Origin of the sequence: Gillisia sp. Hel1_33_143 (assembly GCF_900104765.1) — a bacterium.
GTDB lineage: Bacteria > Bacteroidota > Bacteroidia > Flavobacteriales > Flavobacteriaceae > Gillisia.
This window is the reverse complement of record NZ_LT629737.1, coordinates 2076444-2091551: the sequence shown is the minus strand read 5'-3', so window position 1 is coordinate 2091551 and position 15108 is coordinate 2076444. Positions and strand designations below refer to the sequence as shown.

General features: G+C 33.2%; 19 protein-coding genes. 8 read left to right on the top strand and 11 right to left on the bottom strand.

The genetic code is table 11. The features are described 5' to 3' along the window. Both ccoS and BLT84_RS09640 read right to left on the bottom strand, forming a co-directional pair. The gene (ccoS, locus tag BLT84_RS09645) at window positions 1–216 is read right to left on the bottom strand and encodes a cbb3-type cytochrome oxidase assembly protein CcoS (RefSeq protein WP_034890917.1); all 216 of its coding nucleotides are present in this window, start codon (window positions 214–216) and stop codon (window positions 1–3) included. A gap of 228 nt (window positions 217–444) precedes the next feature. Further along, window positions 445–2841: a heavy metal translocating P-type ATPase gene (locus tag BLT84_RS09640; RefSeq protein ID WP_091265024.1), complete on the bottom strand. Its 2397-nt coding sequence runs from the start codon at window positions 2839–2841 to the stop codon at window positions 445–447. A 143-nt stretch (window positions 2842–2984) separates the two neighbouring features. On the opposite strand from BLT84_RS09640, the gene BLT84_RS09635 reads away from it, so the two are divergent. Then, the gene (locus BLT84_RS09635) at window positions 2985–3206 is read left to right on the top strand and encodes a hypothetical protein (RefSeq protein WP_034890911.1); all 222 of its coding nucleotides are present in this window, start codon (window positions 2985–2987) and stop codon (window positions 3204–3206) included. Between the two features lie 60 nt (window positions 3207–3266). Here the strand turns inward: BLT84_RS09635 and BLT84_RS09630 are convergent, their stop codons facing one another. Continuing rightward, window positions 3267–3806: a DUF4494 domain-containing protein gene (locus BLT84_RS09630; protein WP_091265020.1), complete on the bottom strand. Its 540-nt coding sequence runs from the start codon at window positions 3804–3806 to the stop codon at window positions 3267–3269. Window positions 3807–3997: 191 nt separating this feature from the next. On the opposite strand from BLT84_RS09630, the gene BLT84_RS09625 reads away from it, so the two are divergent. From BLT84_RS09625 to BLT84_RS09615, 3 genes are all read left to right on the top strand, one after another. Beyond that, on the top strand, window positions 3998–4525 hold the full coding sequence (locus BLT84_RS09625) for a glutathione peroxidase (protein WP_091265017.1): 528 nt from the start codon (window positions 3998–4000) through the stop codon (window positions 4523–4525). Beyond that, on the top strand, window positions 4522–4935 hold the full coding sequence (locus tag BLT84_RS09620) for a hypothetical protein (RefSeq protein WP_034890903.1): 414 nt from the start codon (window positions 4522–4524) through the stop codon (window positions 4933–4935). The genes BLT84_RS09625 and BLT84_RS09620 overlap by 4 nt, the downstream gene beginning before the upstream one ends. A gap of 190 nt (window positions 4936–5125) precedes the next feature. Then, the gene (locus BLT84_RS09615; protein WP_091265013.1) at window positions 5126–6337 is read left to right on the top strand and encodes a GAF domain-containing sensor histidine kinase; all 1212 of its coding nucleotides are present in this window, start codon (window positions 5126–5128) and stop codon (window positions 6335–6337) included. A gap of 63 nt (window positions 6338–6400) precedes the next feature. Here the strand turns inward: BLT84_RS09615 and BLT84_RS09610 are convergent, their stop codons facing one another. From BLT84_RS09610 to BLT84_RS16085, 8 genes are read right to left on the bottom strand one after another with little or no spacing between them, the layout of a single operon-like run. Continuing rightward, complete coding sequence (locus BLT84_RS09610; RefSeq protein WP_231929281.1) at window positions 6401–6934, bottom strand: CIA30 family protein; 534 nt, start codon at window positions 6932–6934, stop codon at window positions 6401–6403. Window positions 6935–6960: 26 nt separating this feature from the next. Then, the gene (locus BLT84_RS09605; RefSeq protein WP_091265006.1) at window positions 6961–7389 is read right to left on the bottom strand and encodes a hypothetical protein; all 429 of its coding nucleotides are present in this window, start codon (window positions 7387–7389) and stop codon (window positions 6961–6963) included. 50 nt (window positions 7390–7439) lie between these two features. Beyond that, entirely contained in the window at window positions 7440–8927 is a 1488-nt protein-coding gene (locus BLT84_RS09600; protein WP_091265002.1) for a cryptochrome/photolyase family protein, read from the bottom strand. Beyond that, a complete protein-coding gene (locus tag BLT84_RS09595; protein WP_081891330.1) occupies window positions 8924–9052 on the bottom strand; it encodes a DUF2256 domain-containing protein in 129 nt (42 codons plus the stop codon). The genes BLT84_RS09600 and BLT84_RS09595 overlap by 4 nt, the downstream gene beginning before the upstream one ends. 51 nt (window positions 9053–9103) lie before the next feature. Further along, entirely contained in the window at window positions 9104–10222 is a 1119-nt protein-coding gene (locus BLT84_RS09590) for an FAD-binding domain-containing protein (protein WP_091264999.1), read from the bottom strand. Next, complete coding sequence (locus BLT84_RS09585) at window positions 10222–10509, bottom strand: TIGR03643 family protein (RefSeq protein WP_034890892.1); 288 nt, start codon at window positions 10507–10509, stop codon at window positions 10222–10224. The genes BLT84_RS09590 and BLT84_RS09585 overlap by 1 nt, the downstream gene beginning before the upstream one ends. A gap of 8 nt (window positions 10510–10517) precedes the next feature. Then, complete coding sequence (locus tag BLT84_RS09580; RefSeq protein WP_091264995.1) at window positions 10518–10919, bottom strand: DUF2452 domain-containing protein; 402 nt, start codon at window positions 10917–10919, stop codon at window positions 10518–10520. A gap of 10 nt (window positions 10920–10929) precedes the next feature. Further along, on the bottom strand, window positions 10930–11097 hold the full coding sequence (locus BLT84_RS16085) for a Lacal_2735 family protein (protein ID WP_157717925.1): 168 nt from the start codon (window positions 11095–11097) through the stop codon (window positions 10930–10932). A gap of 229 nt (window positions 11098–11326) precedes the next feature. On the opposite strand from BLT84_RS16085, the gene BLT84_RS09575 reads away from it, so the two are divergent. From BLT84_RS09575 to BLT84_RS09560, 4 genes are all read left to right on the top strand, one after another. Further along, the gene (locus BLT84_RS09575; protein ID WP_091264992.1) at window positions 11327–11866 is read left to right on the top strand and encodes a Dps family protein; all 540 of its coding nucleotides are present in this window, start codon (window positions 11327–11329) and stop codon (window positions 11864–11866) included. 364 nt (window positions 11867–12230) lie between these two features. Next, window positions 12231–12446 carry a hypothetical protein gene (locus BLT84_RS09570; RefSeq protein WP_034890881.1) on the top strand — a complete coding sequence of 72 codons (216 nt, stop codon included), beginning with the start codon at window positions 12231–12233 and terminating at the stop codon, window positions 12444–12446. 14 nt (window positions 12447–12460) lie between these two features. After that, window positions 12461–13558 carry a sensor histidine kinase gene (locus BLT84_RS09565; protein ID WP_091264988.1) on the top strand — a complete coding sequence of 366 codons (1098 nt, stop codon included), beginning with the start codon at window positions 12461–12463 and terminating at the stop codon, window positions 13556–13558. 3 nt (window positions 13559–13561) lie between these two features. Next, window positions 13562–14887: a sigma-54-dependent transcriptional regulator gene (locus BLT84_RS09560; protein ID WP_091264984.1), complete on the top strand. Its 1326-nt coding sequence runs from the start codon at window positions 13562–13564 to the stop codon at window positions 14885–14887. Window positions 14888–15108 lie beyond the last annotated feature (221 nt).

Below are 15108 nucleotides of genomic sequence, written 5' to 3'. Positions count from 1 at the left end.
TTACTTACGTTGAACTTTTGATTTGTTTGATTGGTTAGAAACTGATTGATCTTTATTATTTTTCTTAGTATCTACAAGCTCATCATCAAATAACATTCTAACAGATGGCGTATAGGTATCGTCATATTGACCACTTTTTACAGAGATTATGAAGGCTATAAAAAATAAAACCGCCACAATAACACTAATTGCAAGAAGCATATATATAATTTCCATAGGCTTAAATATCAATGTGTAAAATTATGATTATGAAGTTTTTTTAAACCTGACGATTGTCAGGTTTAGAGGTATTTGTTCGTTAAAAAGATGCTATAACATATCACGTAAAGGCTAATAAATACAGCACTTTTCAAAACAATTTGATAACTAGGTATTTAGGGAAATATCTAAATTATGAAGGCTCACTTTCCAAAGTTATTGAAGATCTTCAGGATAGGAGGAAGTTTAGAATTTATTGAGGTTATTACCTAATCTATAAGTAACCAGTGTTGTAAATATTACAATGCTAATAGAACTTAGAGGCATTAAGATTGCTGCAACCACAGGAGCTAGATTTCCTGATAATGCAAAACCTAAACCTATAACATTATAAAAAAGCGAAAATCTAAAGGCGTTCTTAATAGTTTTCACTCCTTTTTTTGAAATTTCCAAATAGGTGGTAAGATCCTGAAATCTGGAAGCATCTAAAATTCCATCACAGGCAGGTGAGAAAATATTCACGTTTTCAGAAATAGAAATACCAACATCACTCTGAGCCAATGCTCCAGCATCATTTAAACCATCGCCTATCATCATAACTTTTTTCCCTTTTTCCTGTAAAGAATGGATATATGAGAGTTTATCTTCTGGTTTTTGGTTGAACAGCAATTTAGAGTTGACAGGGAGTAGTTTTAACAAATTATCTTTTTCGCCATCATTATCTCCAGAGAGAATAATGATCTCCCTGTCCGGCGTCAAGGAATCGAAAATAGGCTTGATCCCTTGTCTGTAATCATTATAGAAAACATAACAACCCTTGTATTGATTATCTGTACTTATATGTACTGCGGTGCGTTGATCGCTCTTTAAGGATTCAGAATTTAGACCCACATAACTTATAGAACCTACTTTAATATGATGTTTATTGATAACTCCGGTGATTCCCTGACCTACATTTTCTTCAAAATCATCTAAGGTTTGAATTTCATTTTTATTTAAAAGCTCATATAACTGTCTGCTTAAGGAGTGATTAGATGCGCGAAGCGTACTGGTAAGAAGCGATTCTTCTTCTGTAGTAAGAGATATACCTTCATAAGAAATTATGTTATTGGAAGTGGTAGTTAAAGTTCCTGTCTTGTCGAACACCACAGTATCTACATTCGCCATTTGCTCTATAACAGAACTATCTTTTATATATAATTTATTGCTACCAAAAATACGAAGAAGGTTACCTAGTGTAAATGGAGCTGCCAATGCAATAGCACAGGGGCAAGCAACTATAAGTACCGCAGTAAAAACATTCAATGCTTTAGAACTATCTATGAACATCCAACCCACAAAGCCAAAAATAGCAATGCTAAGTAGGCTTATAGTAAAGCTTTTACTAATCTTATCTGTTAGAGATTGGAAAGTACTTTCCTTGTTCTTATCAAATACTTCATTAGACCATAGCTGAGTAAGGTAGCTCTGTTCTATAGATTTTAAGACCTCAACTTCTATAGAACCTGCCTGCTGCCTTCCTCCGGCATAGAGCATATCTCCAGAACTTTTATGAAGAGGTGCTGCCTCTCCGGTTACAAAACTATAATCTATTAAAGCTGTCCCTTTTATTAAAATTCCATCTACAGGTAGTAATTCTGAATTTCGAATTAAGATACGATCTCCTTTTTTAAGTTCATAAACCTGTGCCTGCTCTTCTATTTCTTCGGAAGAAGAGTTTTTCTTTTGTAATCTAGTTACTGCAATAGGAAAGTAAGATTTGTAATCTCTTTCAAAAGATAAAAACGCATATGTTTTTTGCTGAAAGAACTTTCCTAACAATAGAAAAAAGACAAGTCCAGACATACTATCAAAATATCCAGATCCCCAATTCATCGTAATATCTACCGAAGATCTCAAGAATAAAACGATAATTCCAAGGGCGATTGGTACATCTATATTTAAGATCTTAGAACGAAGCCCTTTAAATGCAGATATAAAATAATCTCTTGCAGCGTAGGTGATCACCGGTAAAGATAGCGCGAACATCAACCATCTAAAAACATGTTTGTATTGATTGAGCCAAAATTCATCTACTTCAAAATATTCCGGAAAAGACAGAAACATAATATTACCAAATGCAAAGCCAGCCACGCCAATTTTGTAGATAAGGCCTCGATCTATTATTGTTCCTTTTTTTGTGGCATCTTCTAGCGAAATATAAGGCTCATATCCAATTCTAGACAGCAACAGCACCAATTGTTTTAAAGAGATCTCGGTGCTCTTATACGAAACTCTAAGTGTCTTTTTTGGAAAATTGATCTGCGCGTTCCTTATGGCAGGATCTAGCTTATTTAAATTTTCTAAAACCCAGATACAGGAACTACAATGTATAGATGGAATAAGAAAGCTTACTACCTGAATACCATCTTCATCAAACTCTACCAACTGCTTAATAATTTCTGAATTCTCTAAAAAATCAAATTTTCCTTCTTGTGCTAGCGGACTGGTTCCGGGAGTTCTTTCCAGATCATAATAATAGGAAAGATCATTATCATTTAAAATGTCAAAAACAGTTTTACAACCATTGCAACAAAAAGATTTATCCTGATGAGAAATATTGGTTGTACTACAAATATCACCACAATGAAAGCAAGACTCCATATAATTAAAGTTGGCATTAGCTTTTACAAAATTGATGATAGTGATAAAGTAACAAAATGATGCCTGTCAGTTTTCTCGAATTTTTTAAGAATTTATTGAGAATGATCTCCGTAGAAAATGGTTAACTTAAGTAAAAAGATATTATGAAAATAACTGCCATTAATTGGTTGGTAATAACCACCGTACTTTTAATAACACTTTGTGTGTTGGCTAACTTTAATATCTCCTTCGGAATTATTTTTGGAATAATGCTTATTGGGCAAGCACTGTTAATTTTCAGTGTTTATAAGATCTTAAGAGATAATTATAGTACAGATAAAACATTTAAGGATCTATATGAAGATAGACCAGACCTAGGGAAATAATTATTAAAAAAAAACGCCTCTTTAAAAATAAGAGGCGTTCTTATATTAGAAATCTATTACTTACGCGATTTCTGTTTCTTCTAACACTTCATCCTCTAAAACCTCTTCATTTACTACATCTTCAGTTTCAGCTTTAATTGCATTCATTTCTTCTGAATCTTCAACTTCCCCAGAAAAGTAAGGAAATACATCTACTATTGGTGACTCATTAATGGCCGGAATAGAATAATCTCCCATAGTATTTTCCATAGCCTTCGTGCAATTATCAAAGGCTTCTTTCACATCGTTTGCCTGAACTAAAAGGTACATGTTAGATTTTTTCTCTTTCCCGCTTTTTTCATCTATAGCCATTAGAGAGACTTTGGTTTTAAACCATCTGTCTGAATTCTCAAAAGGATGAACTTCTGCTAGATTTGCCACTTTTATATTGGTGATCATAAATTCCTCGCTCGTGTAAGCGGTCATTTCTTCTGTTATTCTTGCTTCTGCTTCTGTAAAAGAGATCGCATCTAATAAGTAGGTCTCAGAGATAACTTTTTGTTCTCCAGTTTCATGTGTTTTTCTATACTTAACTTTACACTCATACCACGTTGCACTCATATCTTGATTTTTTTAAGGGTGCCAAATATAAATTTAAAAAGACGCCTTCAAAAATTATCTAAGAATAGATATTCACAATCTCACTTCCAACCATAAAAATAGGTTGGTAAGAATATTTTAATAAGAGGTTAATAATTGATTAATAGCATCTTTGAATAATTAGTGGCATTTTTACAAAAATCCCAATTTACATGAAAACTAATGATAAAATGAAGGTGGCGCCTATATCTTCTACAAAACAAAATGAAAGATCTATCTACGATATTAGGATTAATGCTCTAGATGGAAAACCTATAACGCTATTAGATTATAAGGGAAAAATGATGCTATTTGTAAATGTAGCTTCAGAATGTGGATTTACTAAACAGTACAAAGAACTTCAGAAATTAAGTGATAGCTATCCGGAAGGTCTGGTGGTAATAGGTTCACCATGCAATCAATTTGGGAAACAAGAACCGGGAGAAGCTGAGCAAATTCAAGAATTTTGTGAAGTGAATTTTGGAGTTACATTTTTACTAACAGAAAAAATAAATGTAAAAGGCAGTAAACAGCACGACCTCTACAAATGGCTAACTTCTAAAGAACTTAATAATAAGAAAAGTTCTAGTGTAAAATGGAACTTTCAAAAATACCTCGTAGATGAAAAAGGAAACTTAATAGATTATTATTTCTCAATCACCAATCCACTAAGTACCAAGATCACTAAGCATTTAAAATGAGCATAGAAATAATAAGATTATTATTAGATTTTGGATTATTAGTGCTTATCTGGATCATTCAGCGTATTGTATATCCTAGCTTTGCATACTATAGTCCCGAAAAATTAGTGAATTGGCATACTGCGTATACCAAAAGGTTTAGTACTATCGTGATCCCTTTGATGTTTGGACAATTAGGAATTGCTTTTTATCAACTTATCACGCAATCAAACTTTTATACTATAATCAGTCTTCTAACCATTGCCGTAATTTGGATTTCTACCTTTGGCATCTTTGTGCCAATTCATTCTAAAATTGCGAAAAACAACGGAGATCAAAAAATGCTCACTAGCCTCGTTAAAAAGAATTGGATACGTACTGTCTTATGGTCATTTTTATTTATTTATAGTCTTTTGGAAATTTCGTTTTAGAATACAAACTATTTTTTATCGATCAATGAATATTGCTAAGAATGAATAAATATGCTACCCGAAAATTGATAGTAATAAAACTCCCAAATCCTCTAATTTTAATATCCCAGATTTGAGGTTTTAATCGCTGTTATTAGCTAGTATGTTAATTTATCTATTTAGTATCTTTGAAAAATAACGCTTTCAGTTTATGTACAGAGAAAATTTAGCCCCTCATTTAATTGATGATATTGATAATATCTCTAAAATAGGTGCAATCCCATCTATTCTTAATGTTATTTGCAGAACTACAGGAATGAAATTTTCTGCAGTTGCTAGAGTAACCGATGAAAAATGGATTACTTGTGTTTCGCAAGATGAAATAAATTTTGGCCTTAATACAGGAGATGAATTGGTTTTAGAAACCACCATTTGTAATGAGATTCGCCAGCATAATACTCCAGTTATTATAGAACATGTTGCGAAGAATGAGCAATTTTGTAATCATAAAACACCAGAGCGCTATGGATTTCAGAGTTATATTTCCTTTCCTATCTTTAAAAAAGACGGAAGTTTTTTCGGGACTCTTTGTGCTATAGACCCAGAGCCTGCTAAGCTAGAAAATAAGGTGATTAAAGATCTATTTCAACTATACACGCAACTTATATCTTTTCATCTGGATGCAGTGGAAGAATTAGAAGAATTGAATTCCAGTTTAAAGGAAGAAAGGCATATTACAGAACTTCGAGAAACCTTTATTGCCATATTAGGCCATGATCTTCGTAATCCGGTTGGTACTACAAGGATGTGTGCAGACATTTTATTAAAAATAGAGCTACCAGAACTGGCAAAGCGCCAAGTGCGAACAATAAAGGCTACCTCCTATAGAATGCAGGCTTTAATAGATAATCTTCTGGATTTTGCTAAAGGACATTTAGGCGATGGTATTTCCCTTGAAATTGCTAAGAATAACAATATCTTAGAAACAACATTACTTCAGGTAATAGATGAAATTAGAACCGTAGATCCTGATCATAAAATTCTGGTGAAAATAGATCTTAAGGAAGAGGTAGAGTGCGATCATAATAGAATTGGGCAATTATACTCCAATCTTTTGAGCAATGCTGTTAAGCACGGGGATCCTCTAAAGCCTATTCAAACCAAGGTTACTGCAGAGAATGGCCAATTTAAAATAAGCGTCTTAAATGCGGGTGAGAAAATTCCAGAAGAAAAAATGATAAGTCTTTTTAAACCATTCTTTTCTACAAATTCTGAGAATAATAAATCCGGACTTGGTTTAGGACTATATATCTCTTCTGAAATTGCCAAAGCCCATGGCGGTAAAATGAAGGTGAGTTCTTTAGAAGATGAAATTAAATTTACCTTCTGTATGCCAACAAAAGTTGTGGTAGATCTGGATTAAAGAAGGGGATTAAAGATCTAAGATCTGTAGCCGTAATTATGCTTTTTTTAAGTCTACAAAGTTCTACTTCAAAATAATAGATGCTATTTCTAATTTAAAATCCTCGGCTTTTTTATTGCCTATTAAAAAGGCAATTTCCTCTATACTTTCTCTGTCATAATTTGGAATATCAAGATTAGTTCCTCTAAAAGCAGGGTACATCTCTGTAAGTGTTAATTCTATCGTTCCCCACTCTTCATAAGGTTGGAAGTTCACTATATAAGAATAGTAATCTTTTGTTTTATGCTTTACTCTAAATTGATAGGTTTTACCGTCTCCTTTTACTTTTAGAAGCACTTTGGTAAATCCTTTGGTACTCATCTCTTCAAAGCCATATCTAACAGAAGAAAACCCGCCGTTATTCTCTAACGAAACCCGACCTTCAAATACTGCATTCCCCTCATTGTTTAGATGAAATTTTCCTGCAGATCTACCTCCCATAACTCCATCATCTACCACAGACCATCCTGAAATATCTGTTGTCTTATCAAATTTAAAAATTGTGGTTGTTTGCATAGTAAATAAAAATAAGGTGAATATAGTTAGCTTTAATTTCATCTTGATTTTGTTTAATGGTTCTCTGCTTATCCATCATAATACTCTAAGTTTAACGAGTCATTTTTAAGATCGATCATTTTATTAATAAATTTCTTATTATCATGATAGTTCTTATTTCTTCTACACTTAATAAAATGCCCATTTGCATGTATCGTAAAGGTCTGGGTATTATAAATCACCAATCTGTAATATGGAATAACCCATGAATATTGGTTTGTTGCATCGCTTATATTTACTATGATTCCCTTAGGCCGTAAAACGATGGTTGCAAAAGAACTATCTGCAACTGCTAACATTTCTGGTTGAAGTTTTGGACTAAACGCTGCAATCTCTAATTTACCTGAACTTATCTTTCCCAGCTTTATTTTCTCTAAAAATGAAAAAGGCTTCCCCACAGCATCTGTACTCTCCTGAATAAAAATCTGATTGGTATTTGTAGTATTAAATAGCATCATAAAGTTTAATTTTGGTCTGTAACCTCACTTTTTTGTGTAATTAAATCCTGTTAAGTTGGTAGCGTAGAAAGATAATTCTCTCCATTTTCTAAATGTAATGTCTTTTTTTCCACAGGCATCTTATCAAACATTCTTACCAGCATTCCTAATCTGGGATTAGCAAGAAAGAAATCTCTATGTTTATCCATAAAGCGCCAGAAAAGACCATCCCAAACTGCCTGCCATTCTCCGTTAGGATAATTACTCATCTTCTTTAAATAATTGCTTCCACTTATATAAGGTTTTGTAGCCATCAAGCCTCCATCTGCAAACTGACTCATTCCATAAACATTGGTTACCATCACCCAATCATACGCATCTATAAACAGTTCCATAAACCATTTATAAACCTCATCTGGGTCAAACTCACACAACACCATAAAATTCCCAAGCACCATTAAACGTTCTATGTGATGACAATAGCCGGTTTCCAATACTTTTTTGATCGTTTTATCTATAGGAACTATTCCAGTGGTACCATCATAAAAAGACGCCGGGATCTTACGCTTAAACTTCCAAAAATTTGTGGTGCGCTCTTCCACTCCCCTAACCTCGTAAACACCTCTAATAAATTCTCTCCAACCTATAACCTGTCTTATAAATCCTTCCGTAGAATTAATAGGAATATCATTTTCTCTTGCATATTCCAAACAGGCATCTATAACCTGAGGTGGCGTAATTAAACCTACATTAAGCATAGGGGTTAGAACGCTATGGTTTAATATAGAATATTCTGCAACTATAGCATCTTCATATTTTCCGAACTCTAAAAATCTATTTTCGAAGAATTGATCTAACCAAGAATGGGTGGCCTCAAAACTGGTAGGATATAGTGCATGTGCAGTAATGGTACCTAAATTTTTAGAAAAATGCTTTTCTACGTAATCTTTAGCTTCTTTATAATAGCTATCTACATCTGGATAATGTATTACTGGAGGTTGCTTTTTGGCTTCGTATTTCTTTCTATTGTCCTCATCAAAGCTCCATTTTCCTCCCGTTGGAGAACCGTTGGGTTCTATAAAAATATTGTTCTTTTTACGTTGCTCTAAATAAAAATTCTTCTGCTGATATTTCTTTTGATCTTTTTTAAAATAATCGGTAATATCTTCTTTTGAATTTAGAAATAAAGGAGACCTACAACACGAAGAGGAAATACCTAATTCTTTAAAACCTTTTTCCAATCGTTGTTGCAGCCAAAAATCTGTTGGATCTATATAATTTATATGCGTTACTCCATTATTATTTAATTCTATAAGTAAAGATCTAATATCAGAGATAGGTTCTGTAGCTTCAATATAATGCACCTCATAACCTCCAGTATTCTTTAGAAAGTCTGCATATCTTCTCATAGTGGCTCTATGAAAAGCTATCTTCTGTTTGTGAAATTTATATTGATTGAAAAATAAATATTCTTCAACTAGATATACAGGAGCATCATATTCAAAAAGTGGAGATTCTTTGAATAATTGATGTGGAAATATAAGATTTATACTTTTCATTTTGTTCTTCTGCAACGTTCACTGCAATATTTCACTTCTTCCCAATTCTTCTCCCATTTCTTGCGCCATGTAAATGGTAATTTACACACAACACATATTTTCTGGGGTAGAAATTCTTTTTTCAAGGCTTAAAAGTTCTTTTGGCCGTATTGTGATTATTAGCTTGATGTTAGCTACTAAAAAGATAGTTGCTTTTTACATTTTTTCCAATACGCAAAGAAGGAAGGATAATAACCCTTTACATCGAACATCCATTCTCTTGTTTCCTCAATCCCTTTATAATGGTTATTTAAAGGATGCTCCTTGTAGTAAATTTCTTTTAAATGATAATCTTCCGTTAGCTCATGAAATTCTCCAACGTAAATCTGAATATTTGAAATATTCTCTTTAGAAATGCTTAAAACAAAATCTATGGTTTTTTGAGAAACCGGATAATTTTCAAAGTGTGATGGTTCCAGTAGCAGTATTCTATTAGCAGAAAGATCTTTTTTCCAAATAGGATCTAAATTGTAGAAATTATAAATAATTGTAGGTAGCGCTTCCTTGATAGAAATATCTTTCTTCTCTGGCAACGGAGTAGTTAACTTAAGGTTTATTAGCTCTTTTAAATTTTCTGGTATCTCCTTTAGCGGTAAACTCTCGTAAGGAACATCTAGAAAGGTATTTTGCTGATTTGTAAAACAATAATTATTGATATTCTCTTGATTGGCTATATACTTTTTATTTGCATTAGTTCCTGCAACCCACTGCCAGCTAAGAGCGTTGCTAGCCCAATCTGCATCTAGGAGATGATAATACATCCACTTTGCTGGTAACTTCCAATAACTTTGCCCGCAATTACACGCTATGGAAGCAATATACATTCTAAGATGATTGTGCAGATATCCTGTCTCATAGAAGCTTTGAATTCCTTTATCTATGGCCTCAATGCCTGTTGTAGCATTTACAATTGCCTTAGGTATCATCTCATTAGTAACAGCTTCTTGCGCATGTTTAAGATCTGAATTTATTTGATCTCCCTTTGCGATCCAAATTTGCTGCCAATAATCTCTCCAGGCCAATTCCTGAATAAATTTTCCTATTTGAGCAGTTTGATAGCCTTGCTTTAGAACCTCTGTAAAAACAAAATTTGTGGAGATAATACCTCTTGAAATATAGGGCGACAAGTGAGATACAGAACCGTTAAGATAATTTCTATCAGCCCCATATTTAACCGGATCTACAGCATGAATTTGCTCTATGATCTTGGAATAAGATGTAGGAAAAGACAATTCTTGCTGTTCAAAGGTTCTCATTATCTTTTACTTATTTTATTTCCAGAAATCGCTTTTTGTCTCGTACTTTTAAATCGTAACATGTCTGGAGATCGCTTCTTTAAATGTTTTTGACTCACTCCACTATTAACACGTTTTCGCCATCTTTTAAAACTAGACTCTTTCAGGTTTCCACGCATTACTTTAATAACCTCTTTTTCAGGAAGCCCAAATTGAAATTCTATAGCCTCAAACGGAGTTCTGTCTTCCCAGGCCATTTCTATAATTCTATCTAATTCTCGTTCTGTAAATTCGGTAGTATCTAACATAATTTATTTTAAATTTTTTCCCATATCTGGTCCGCATTTAAATAAAAGCTCCCAAGATTATTAAAATTACATTGCTCTGGCGCAATAATGGAAAGAAAAGTTTCTCCATTATCCCTTTTGTATAAATGATACAATTGACCAACTATAGGTTCAAAAGTAAATTTGGAGCTAAAGATGAGTTTATTATATTCAAATTCTTGGATCATTTTTTCATACGCTGCTTTTAGCTCTAAGTATTTGGTTTCTGCTTTATGATTCAGCTTGTTGATACTTCTATTTTTCCAGGTTATAGTATCTGGAGTTGTGATTACAGGAGCACCCAATGAGGTAGCATAAGGTTTAAGTGCAGCGTCATACTTTTGAGTTTCTACGTCAAAAACAACATTATCTGGCTTCTTTTCTACAGACATATAAAGAATTTTAAGAATTCAACTTTTCTAATTTTTTCATCACCTCCTCTGCTTCATAAGCTTTTTGATCGCTCATTTTTCTATTACTTGTAGAAAGACGGTGCGATTCTTTTAAAAGACTTTCATACTCGGCTTGAAGCTTTTCTTTTTCTGATTTCTTTTTAAATAGGTTGAACATCGATGGAGACTTTTAAATTATTATTAGTTAAATACGAACATCAACAAATATAAACATAGATTTTGTTTAATTATTAATATAATATGTTAAACAAAAAGAGTGATGCTTTTTTAAGGATTATTAACCTAAATCTTTGAATACGATTAAATTTAAACTTTATGAAGAGCTTAATAAATGATTAATATAAGTTTTCATTCAATTTAATGAATTTTATAAAAAAATTGATATTATGAAAAAGATGATTACCTCAGTATTTTTGCTTGTAAGCTTTTTTAGCTTTGGGCAGGAGAATTTTAATCTTAACCTAAGTGCTAATACACCAAAAGTAGAAGCATCTTCACAGGTTTCTTCAGAATTACAAAACAGACTGTACGATGTTATAGCTCAATATCACGCAGTACAACAGGCACATTGGAATGTGCAGGGACCACAATTTGAAAGTCTACATTCTTTATTAGGAGATTTCTATAAATCTTTATCTGGAGATATAGATCAACTAGCAGAAAGAAAATTAGCTTTAGGGAAGGCTGCAGATGGAAGGCCAAGTGCGGTAGCAACAAACGCTAAGCTTGGTGACACTCCTACTGGATTCCAAAAAGATCATGAAGTGATAAAAATTTTGGTAATGAGTACTAAAAAATTATCTGATAATCTTGCCGAAAGTATTAAAATGGTTGGAGATAAGGATGTAGTGACTCAAGATCTACTAATTGGAATACAATATGACATTGACACCTACCTATGGAAATTAAGGTCGTTTTCTTATTAAGAAATTTGGATTTAAAACTTAAGCCGAACAAATAGTTCGGCTTTTTTTTGCATAAATCTTTGATAAAATTTCATTAGAAAGTTAAGTAAATTTTTTAATGAATTATCTTTAATATTGATAAGAATTGCAGCATTCACAGACCAAATTGGCGTTTACTGATGCATTTAAATTGTTGAGAAGCTATATTAATGTTAAAAAAAGATAAATAAAATACATTTTATTGCCCATAAGTGTTTGGAAATGAATATTATTACGTCTAATGAGGTATTTAGTGATCATTTTAAAATAATAGGCAAGATGATAAAGTTTCTTTTCTTACTTTTATGGATTAATCCTGATCACATCTAAAATTCAAAAAATTATTATGGGAAGACCTGCTACAAAACCGAAGGACTTACGAGATGGATTCTATATAGAAGTCCGTAACAAGAATAAAAGTACCGGTGTAAAAATTAGAAGAGATACTAAAGAACAACTTATACTCGCAATAAACGAGTATAAAGATAGTAAAGACGTAGTTATTTTAGGAAGATCTAAGGGTGGAAAAATGATCGATATTCCAGATCTTAGTGTAGAATAATCAATGAAGTCTATATGTCTAACAACATATCTATTTCCAAAAGATTAGAGGAAAGAGTTAAAGAGTTATCTTGTTTGTATGAAGTTTCTTCTGCAATTCGCAAACATTCTAACTCTGTTTTAGACACTTTAGAAGAAATCTGCAAAATTACCCAGCAAGCCTGGCTGTATCCAGATCAGGCAATTGTGCTTTTAGAACTTGAAAATTATAAAGTGGCAACCGCTGCTTTACCTAAAAGCTACATCCAACAGTCAAGTATTATATCACCTTTTAACGAATCAAGAGGTGCTATTAAGGTGCTCTATAATACCGGCAATTTAAAAAATGCACATTTTTTAGAAGAAGAACAGAAACTTTTAAATAAGGTAGCTATAGAAATCACCGAGTTTTTCGAACGCCGTGAGATCGAAGAGAAAAAAGAACTTCTACAGCGCAGTGCAGAACGAAATGACAGACTTTCCATATTAGGTGAGATCACTGCCGGTATTGCACACGAGCTTAATACGCCTTTAGGAAATATTCTAGGCTTTGCCGAATTGATAAAATCAAATAGCCTAGAAGAACAAACCCAAAAAGATTCAGATAAGATCATAAAGGCTGCCATCTATTCTAGAGAAATAGTGAAGAAGCTCATGTTCTTTGCTTGCGAAATGCCTCAACATAGAGAGTCTACCTTATTAAAACCTTTAATAGAGCAAGCACTTTCTCTATTAGCTCCAAACTTTAAGAAGGCTGGAATAACTTATAGCCTCTGCATAGACAATGAGCAATTAAAGGCGCAAATAGATACTATTCAATTTACTCAGGTATTATTCAATATACTAATTAATGCTATTTATATAGCTCCAGAGAAGAGCGAGATCTTTATAACCATAAGAAGTGATAAAGATCATTTTACAATGGAGATCAAAGATGAAGGTGCGGGAATTCCAGAAGCTTTGAGGTCTAAGATCTTTGAACCTTTTTTTACTACCAAACCTATTGGAGAAGGTTCAGGTTTAGGTTTAAGTGTAGTGCACGGTATTATAAAAAGTCATAGAGGAGAAATTATTACATTTGATAATAAACCTAAGGGAACCGTATTTCAAATTAAACTCCCTTTAAAAATGTAATTTATGGCTCTGAAGAAGGCAAATATTCTCATTGTTGATGACGATTATGACATGCTGGAATTAGTGCAGCGCCATCTTCAGGAGTTACATTTTCATTCGTATAAAGCATCTTCTGTAGTTGAGGCTATAAATATTTTAAAATTTAATGCTGTAGATCTCATAATTACAGATCTACAAATGCCCGGCATTGGTGGCCTTGAACTTATAAAATATGTAGATGAACATTTCCCGGAGGTTCCAAAACTGGTGATTACCGGATATCCTTCTATAGATGGCGCTCTTAACGCCATAAAATCTGGTGCTCTAGATTATTTAGTCAAGCCTTTTACCTTTGAAGAATTAAAGAATTCTGTTCAAAAATCTCTTCCTCCACAATCATTACAAGATGCTACTCCTTCTACCTCCTCCCCCACAAGACCTAATGTATATGCTGGTATAGTAGGAAATTCTGATGAGATTGAGAAATTAATAGATCTTATAGAGCGTGTTAAGAACAATCGGGCTACGGTGCTTATTCAGGGCGAGAGCGGTACCGGGAAAGAATTGGTAGCGCGTGCCATTCATTATAAAGGTTCTTTTGCAGCAAACCCTTTTATTGCGGTAAATTGTGGTGCCATTCCCGAAGAGTTATTAGAAGCAGAACTCTTTGGATATAAAAAAGGTGCTTTTACCGGTGCGAATGAGAATCGAGAAGGATTTTTTCAGGCCGCAGCTGGAGGTACTATTTTTTTAGATGAAATTGGTACAGCGTCCCCTACAGTACAAACCAGATTATTACGTGTTCTTCAAGAAAAAGAAGTTAGACGTGTTGGAGAACAAAAAGCCCAAAAAATAGAAATTAGGATTATTGCCGCCACCAATAGCAACCTACTTCAGATGTCTCAAAATGGAAGTTTCAGAGAAGATCTTTATTACAGGTTGAATGTAGTAAACATTATTACTCCTCCGTTAAGAGATCACAAAGGTGACATTCCGAGTCTCGCGAAAAATTTTCTTCGAAAATATGCTTCAGAATATGCTAAACCTAAAGTTCAGTTTAGTAGCAGAGCACTAGAAATGCTAAAACGTTATAATTGGCCGGGCAACGTAAGAGAATTAGAAAATGTGGTTCAGAGAGCTATTATTATGAGTGAAGAGCTTATAGATATAGCACAACTTCCAGATCATTTAAAATACCCAATTCCGGCTATTACCTCTACCTCAAGATCTTTACAAGAAGTTGAAAAAGAACACATCTTAAACGTTTTGGCTAGTGTAGATAATAACAAGACCAAAGCAGCTGAAATTCTTCAAATAGATAGAAAAACCCTTCGCAATAAGCTAAAATAAGATAAGCTTCTTAAGTGGTTCATTTCTCCCTTACCGGGGCAAAACTCCCCTACCCTAATTTCAAAATAGATAAAAATATAAATTTTAATTTACTGTTTATCAGGTTATTAAATACATTTTTAGCACAAATTAAAATTGTTGGGCATAGCATTTGACTTTCTGTAAACAAGAAAATATAATCTTATGACAAAATGAACTTAATAAGTAAAAAGCTTTTTGCA

Bases quoted from the DNA above. Each gene is read 5' to 3' on its own strand.
- BLT84_RS09630 (WP_091265020.1), bottom strand. From the start codon at position 3,806: ATGAGTGCAACGTGGTATGAGTGTAAAGTTAAGTATAGAAAAACACAT.
- BLT84_RS09635 (WP_034890911.1), top strand. From the start codon at position 2,985: ATGAAAATAACTGCCATTAATTGGTTGGTAATAACCACCGTACTTTTA.
- BLT84_RS09590 (WP_091264999.1), bottom strand. From the start codon at position 10,222: ATGAGAACCTTTGAACAGCAAGAATTGTCTTTTCCTACATCTTATTCC.
- BLT84_RS09580 (WP_091264995.1), bottom strand. From the start codon at position 10,919: ATGTCTGTAGAAAAGAAGCCAGATAATGTTGTTTTTGACGTAGAAACT.
- BLT84_RS09625 (WP_091265017.1), top strand. From the start codon at position 3,998: ATGAAAACTAATGATAAAATGAAGGTGGCGCCTATATCTTCTACAAAA.
- BLT84_RS09570 (WP_034890881.1), top strand. From the start codon at position 12,231: ATGGGAAGACCTGCTACAAAACCGAAGGACTTACGAGATGGATTCTAT.
- BLT84_RS09640 (WP_091265024.1), bottom strand. From the start codon at position 2,841: ATGGAGTCTTGCTTTCATTGTGGTGATATTTGTAGTACAACCAATATT.
- BLT84_RS09585 (WP_034890892.1), bottom strand. From the start codon at position 10,509: ATGTTAGATACTACCGAATTTACAGAACGAGAATTAGATAGAATTATA.
- BLT84_RS09610 (WP_231929281.1), bottom strand. From the start codon at position 6,934: ATGAAATTAAAGCTAACTATATTCACCTTATTTTTATTTACTATGCAA.
- BLT84_RS09575 (WP_091264992.1), top strand. From the start codon at position 11,327: ATGAAAAAGATGATTACCTCAGTATTTTTGCTTGTAAGCTTTTTTAGC.
- BLT84_RS09560 (WP_091264984.1), top strand. From the start codon at position 13,562: ATGGCTCTGAAGAAGGCAAATATTCTCATTGTTGATGACGATTATGAC.
- BLT84_RS09565 (WP_091264988.1), top strand. From the start codon at position 12,461: ATGTCTAACAACATATCTATTTCCAAAAGATTAGAGGAAAGAGTTAAA.
- BLT84_RS09620 (WP_034890903.1), top strand. From the start codon at position 4,522: ATGAGCATAGAAATAATAAGATTATTATTAGATTTTGGATTATTAGTG.
- BLT84_RS09615 (WP_091265013.1), top strand. From the start codon at position 5,126: ATGTACAGAGAAAATTTAGCCCCTCATTTAATTGATGATATTGATAAT.
- ccoS (WP_034890917.1), bottom strand. From the start codon at position 216: ATGGAAATTATATATATGCTTCTTGCAATTAGTGTTATTGTGGCGGTT.
- BLT84_RS16085 (WP_157717925.1), bottom strand. From the start codon at position 11,097: ATGTTCAACCTATTTAAAAAGAAATCAGAAAAAGAAAAGCTTCAAGCC.
- BLT84_RS09605 (WP_091265006.1), bottom strand. From the start codon at position 7,389: ATGATGCTATTTAATACTACAAATACCAATCAGATTTTTATTCAGGAG.
- BLT84_RS09600 (WP_091265002.1), bottom strand. From the start codon at position 8,927: ATGAAAAGTATAAATCTTATATTTCCACATCAATTATTCAAAGAATCT.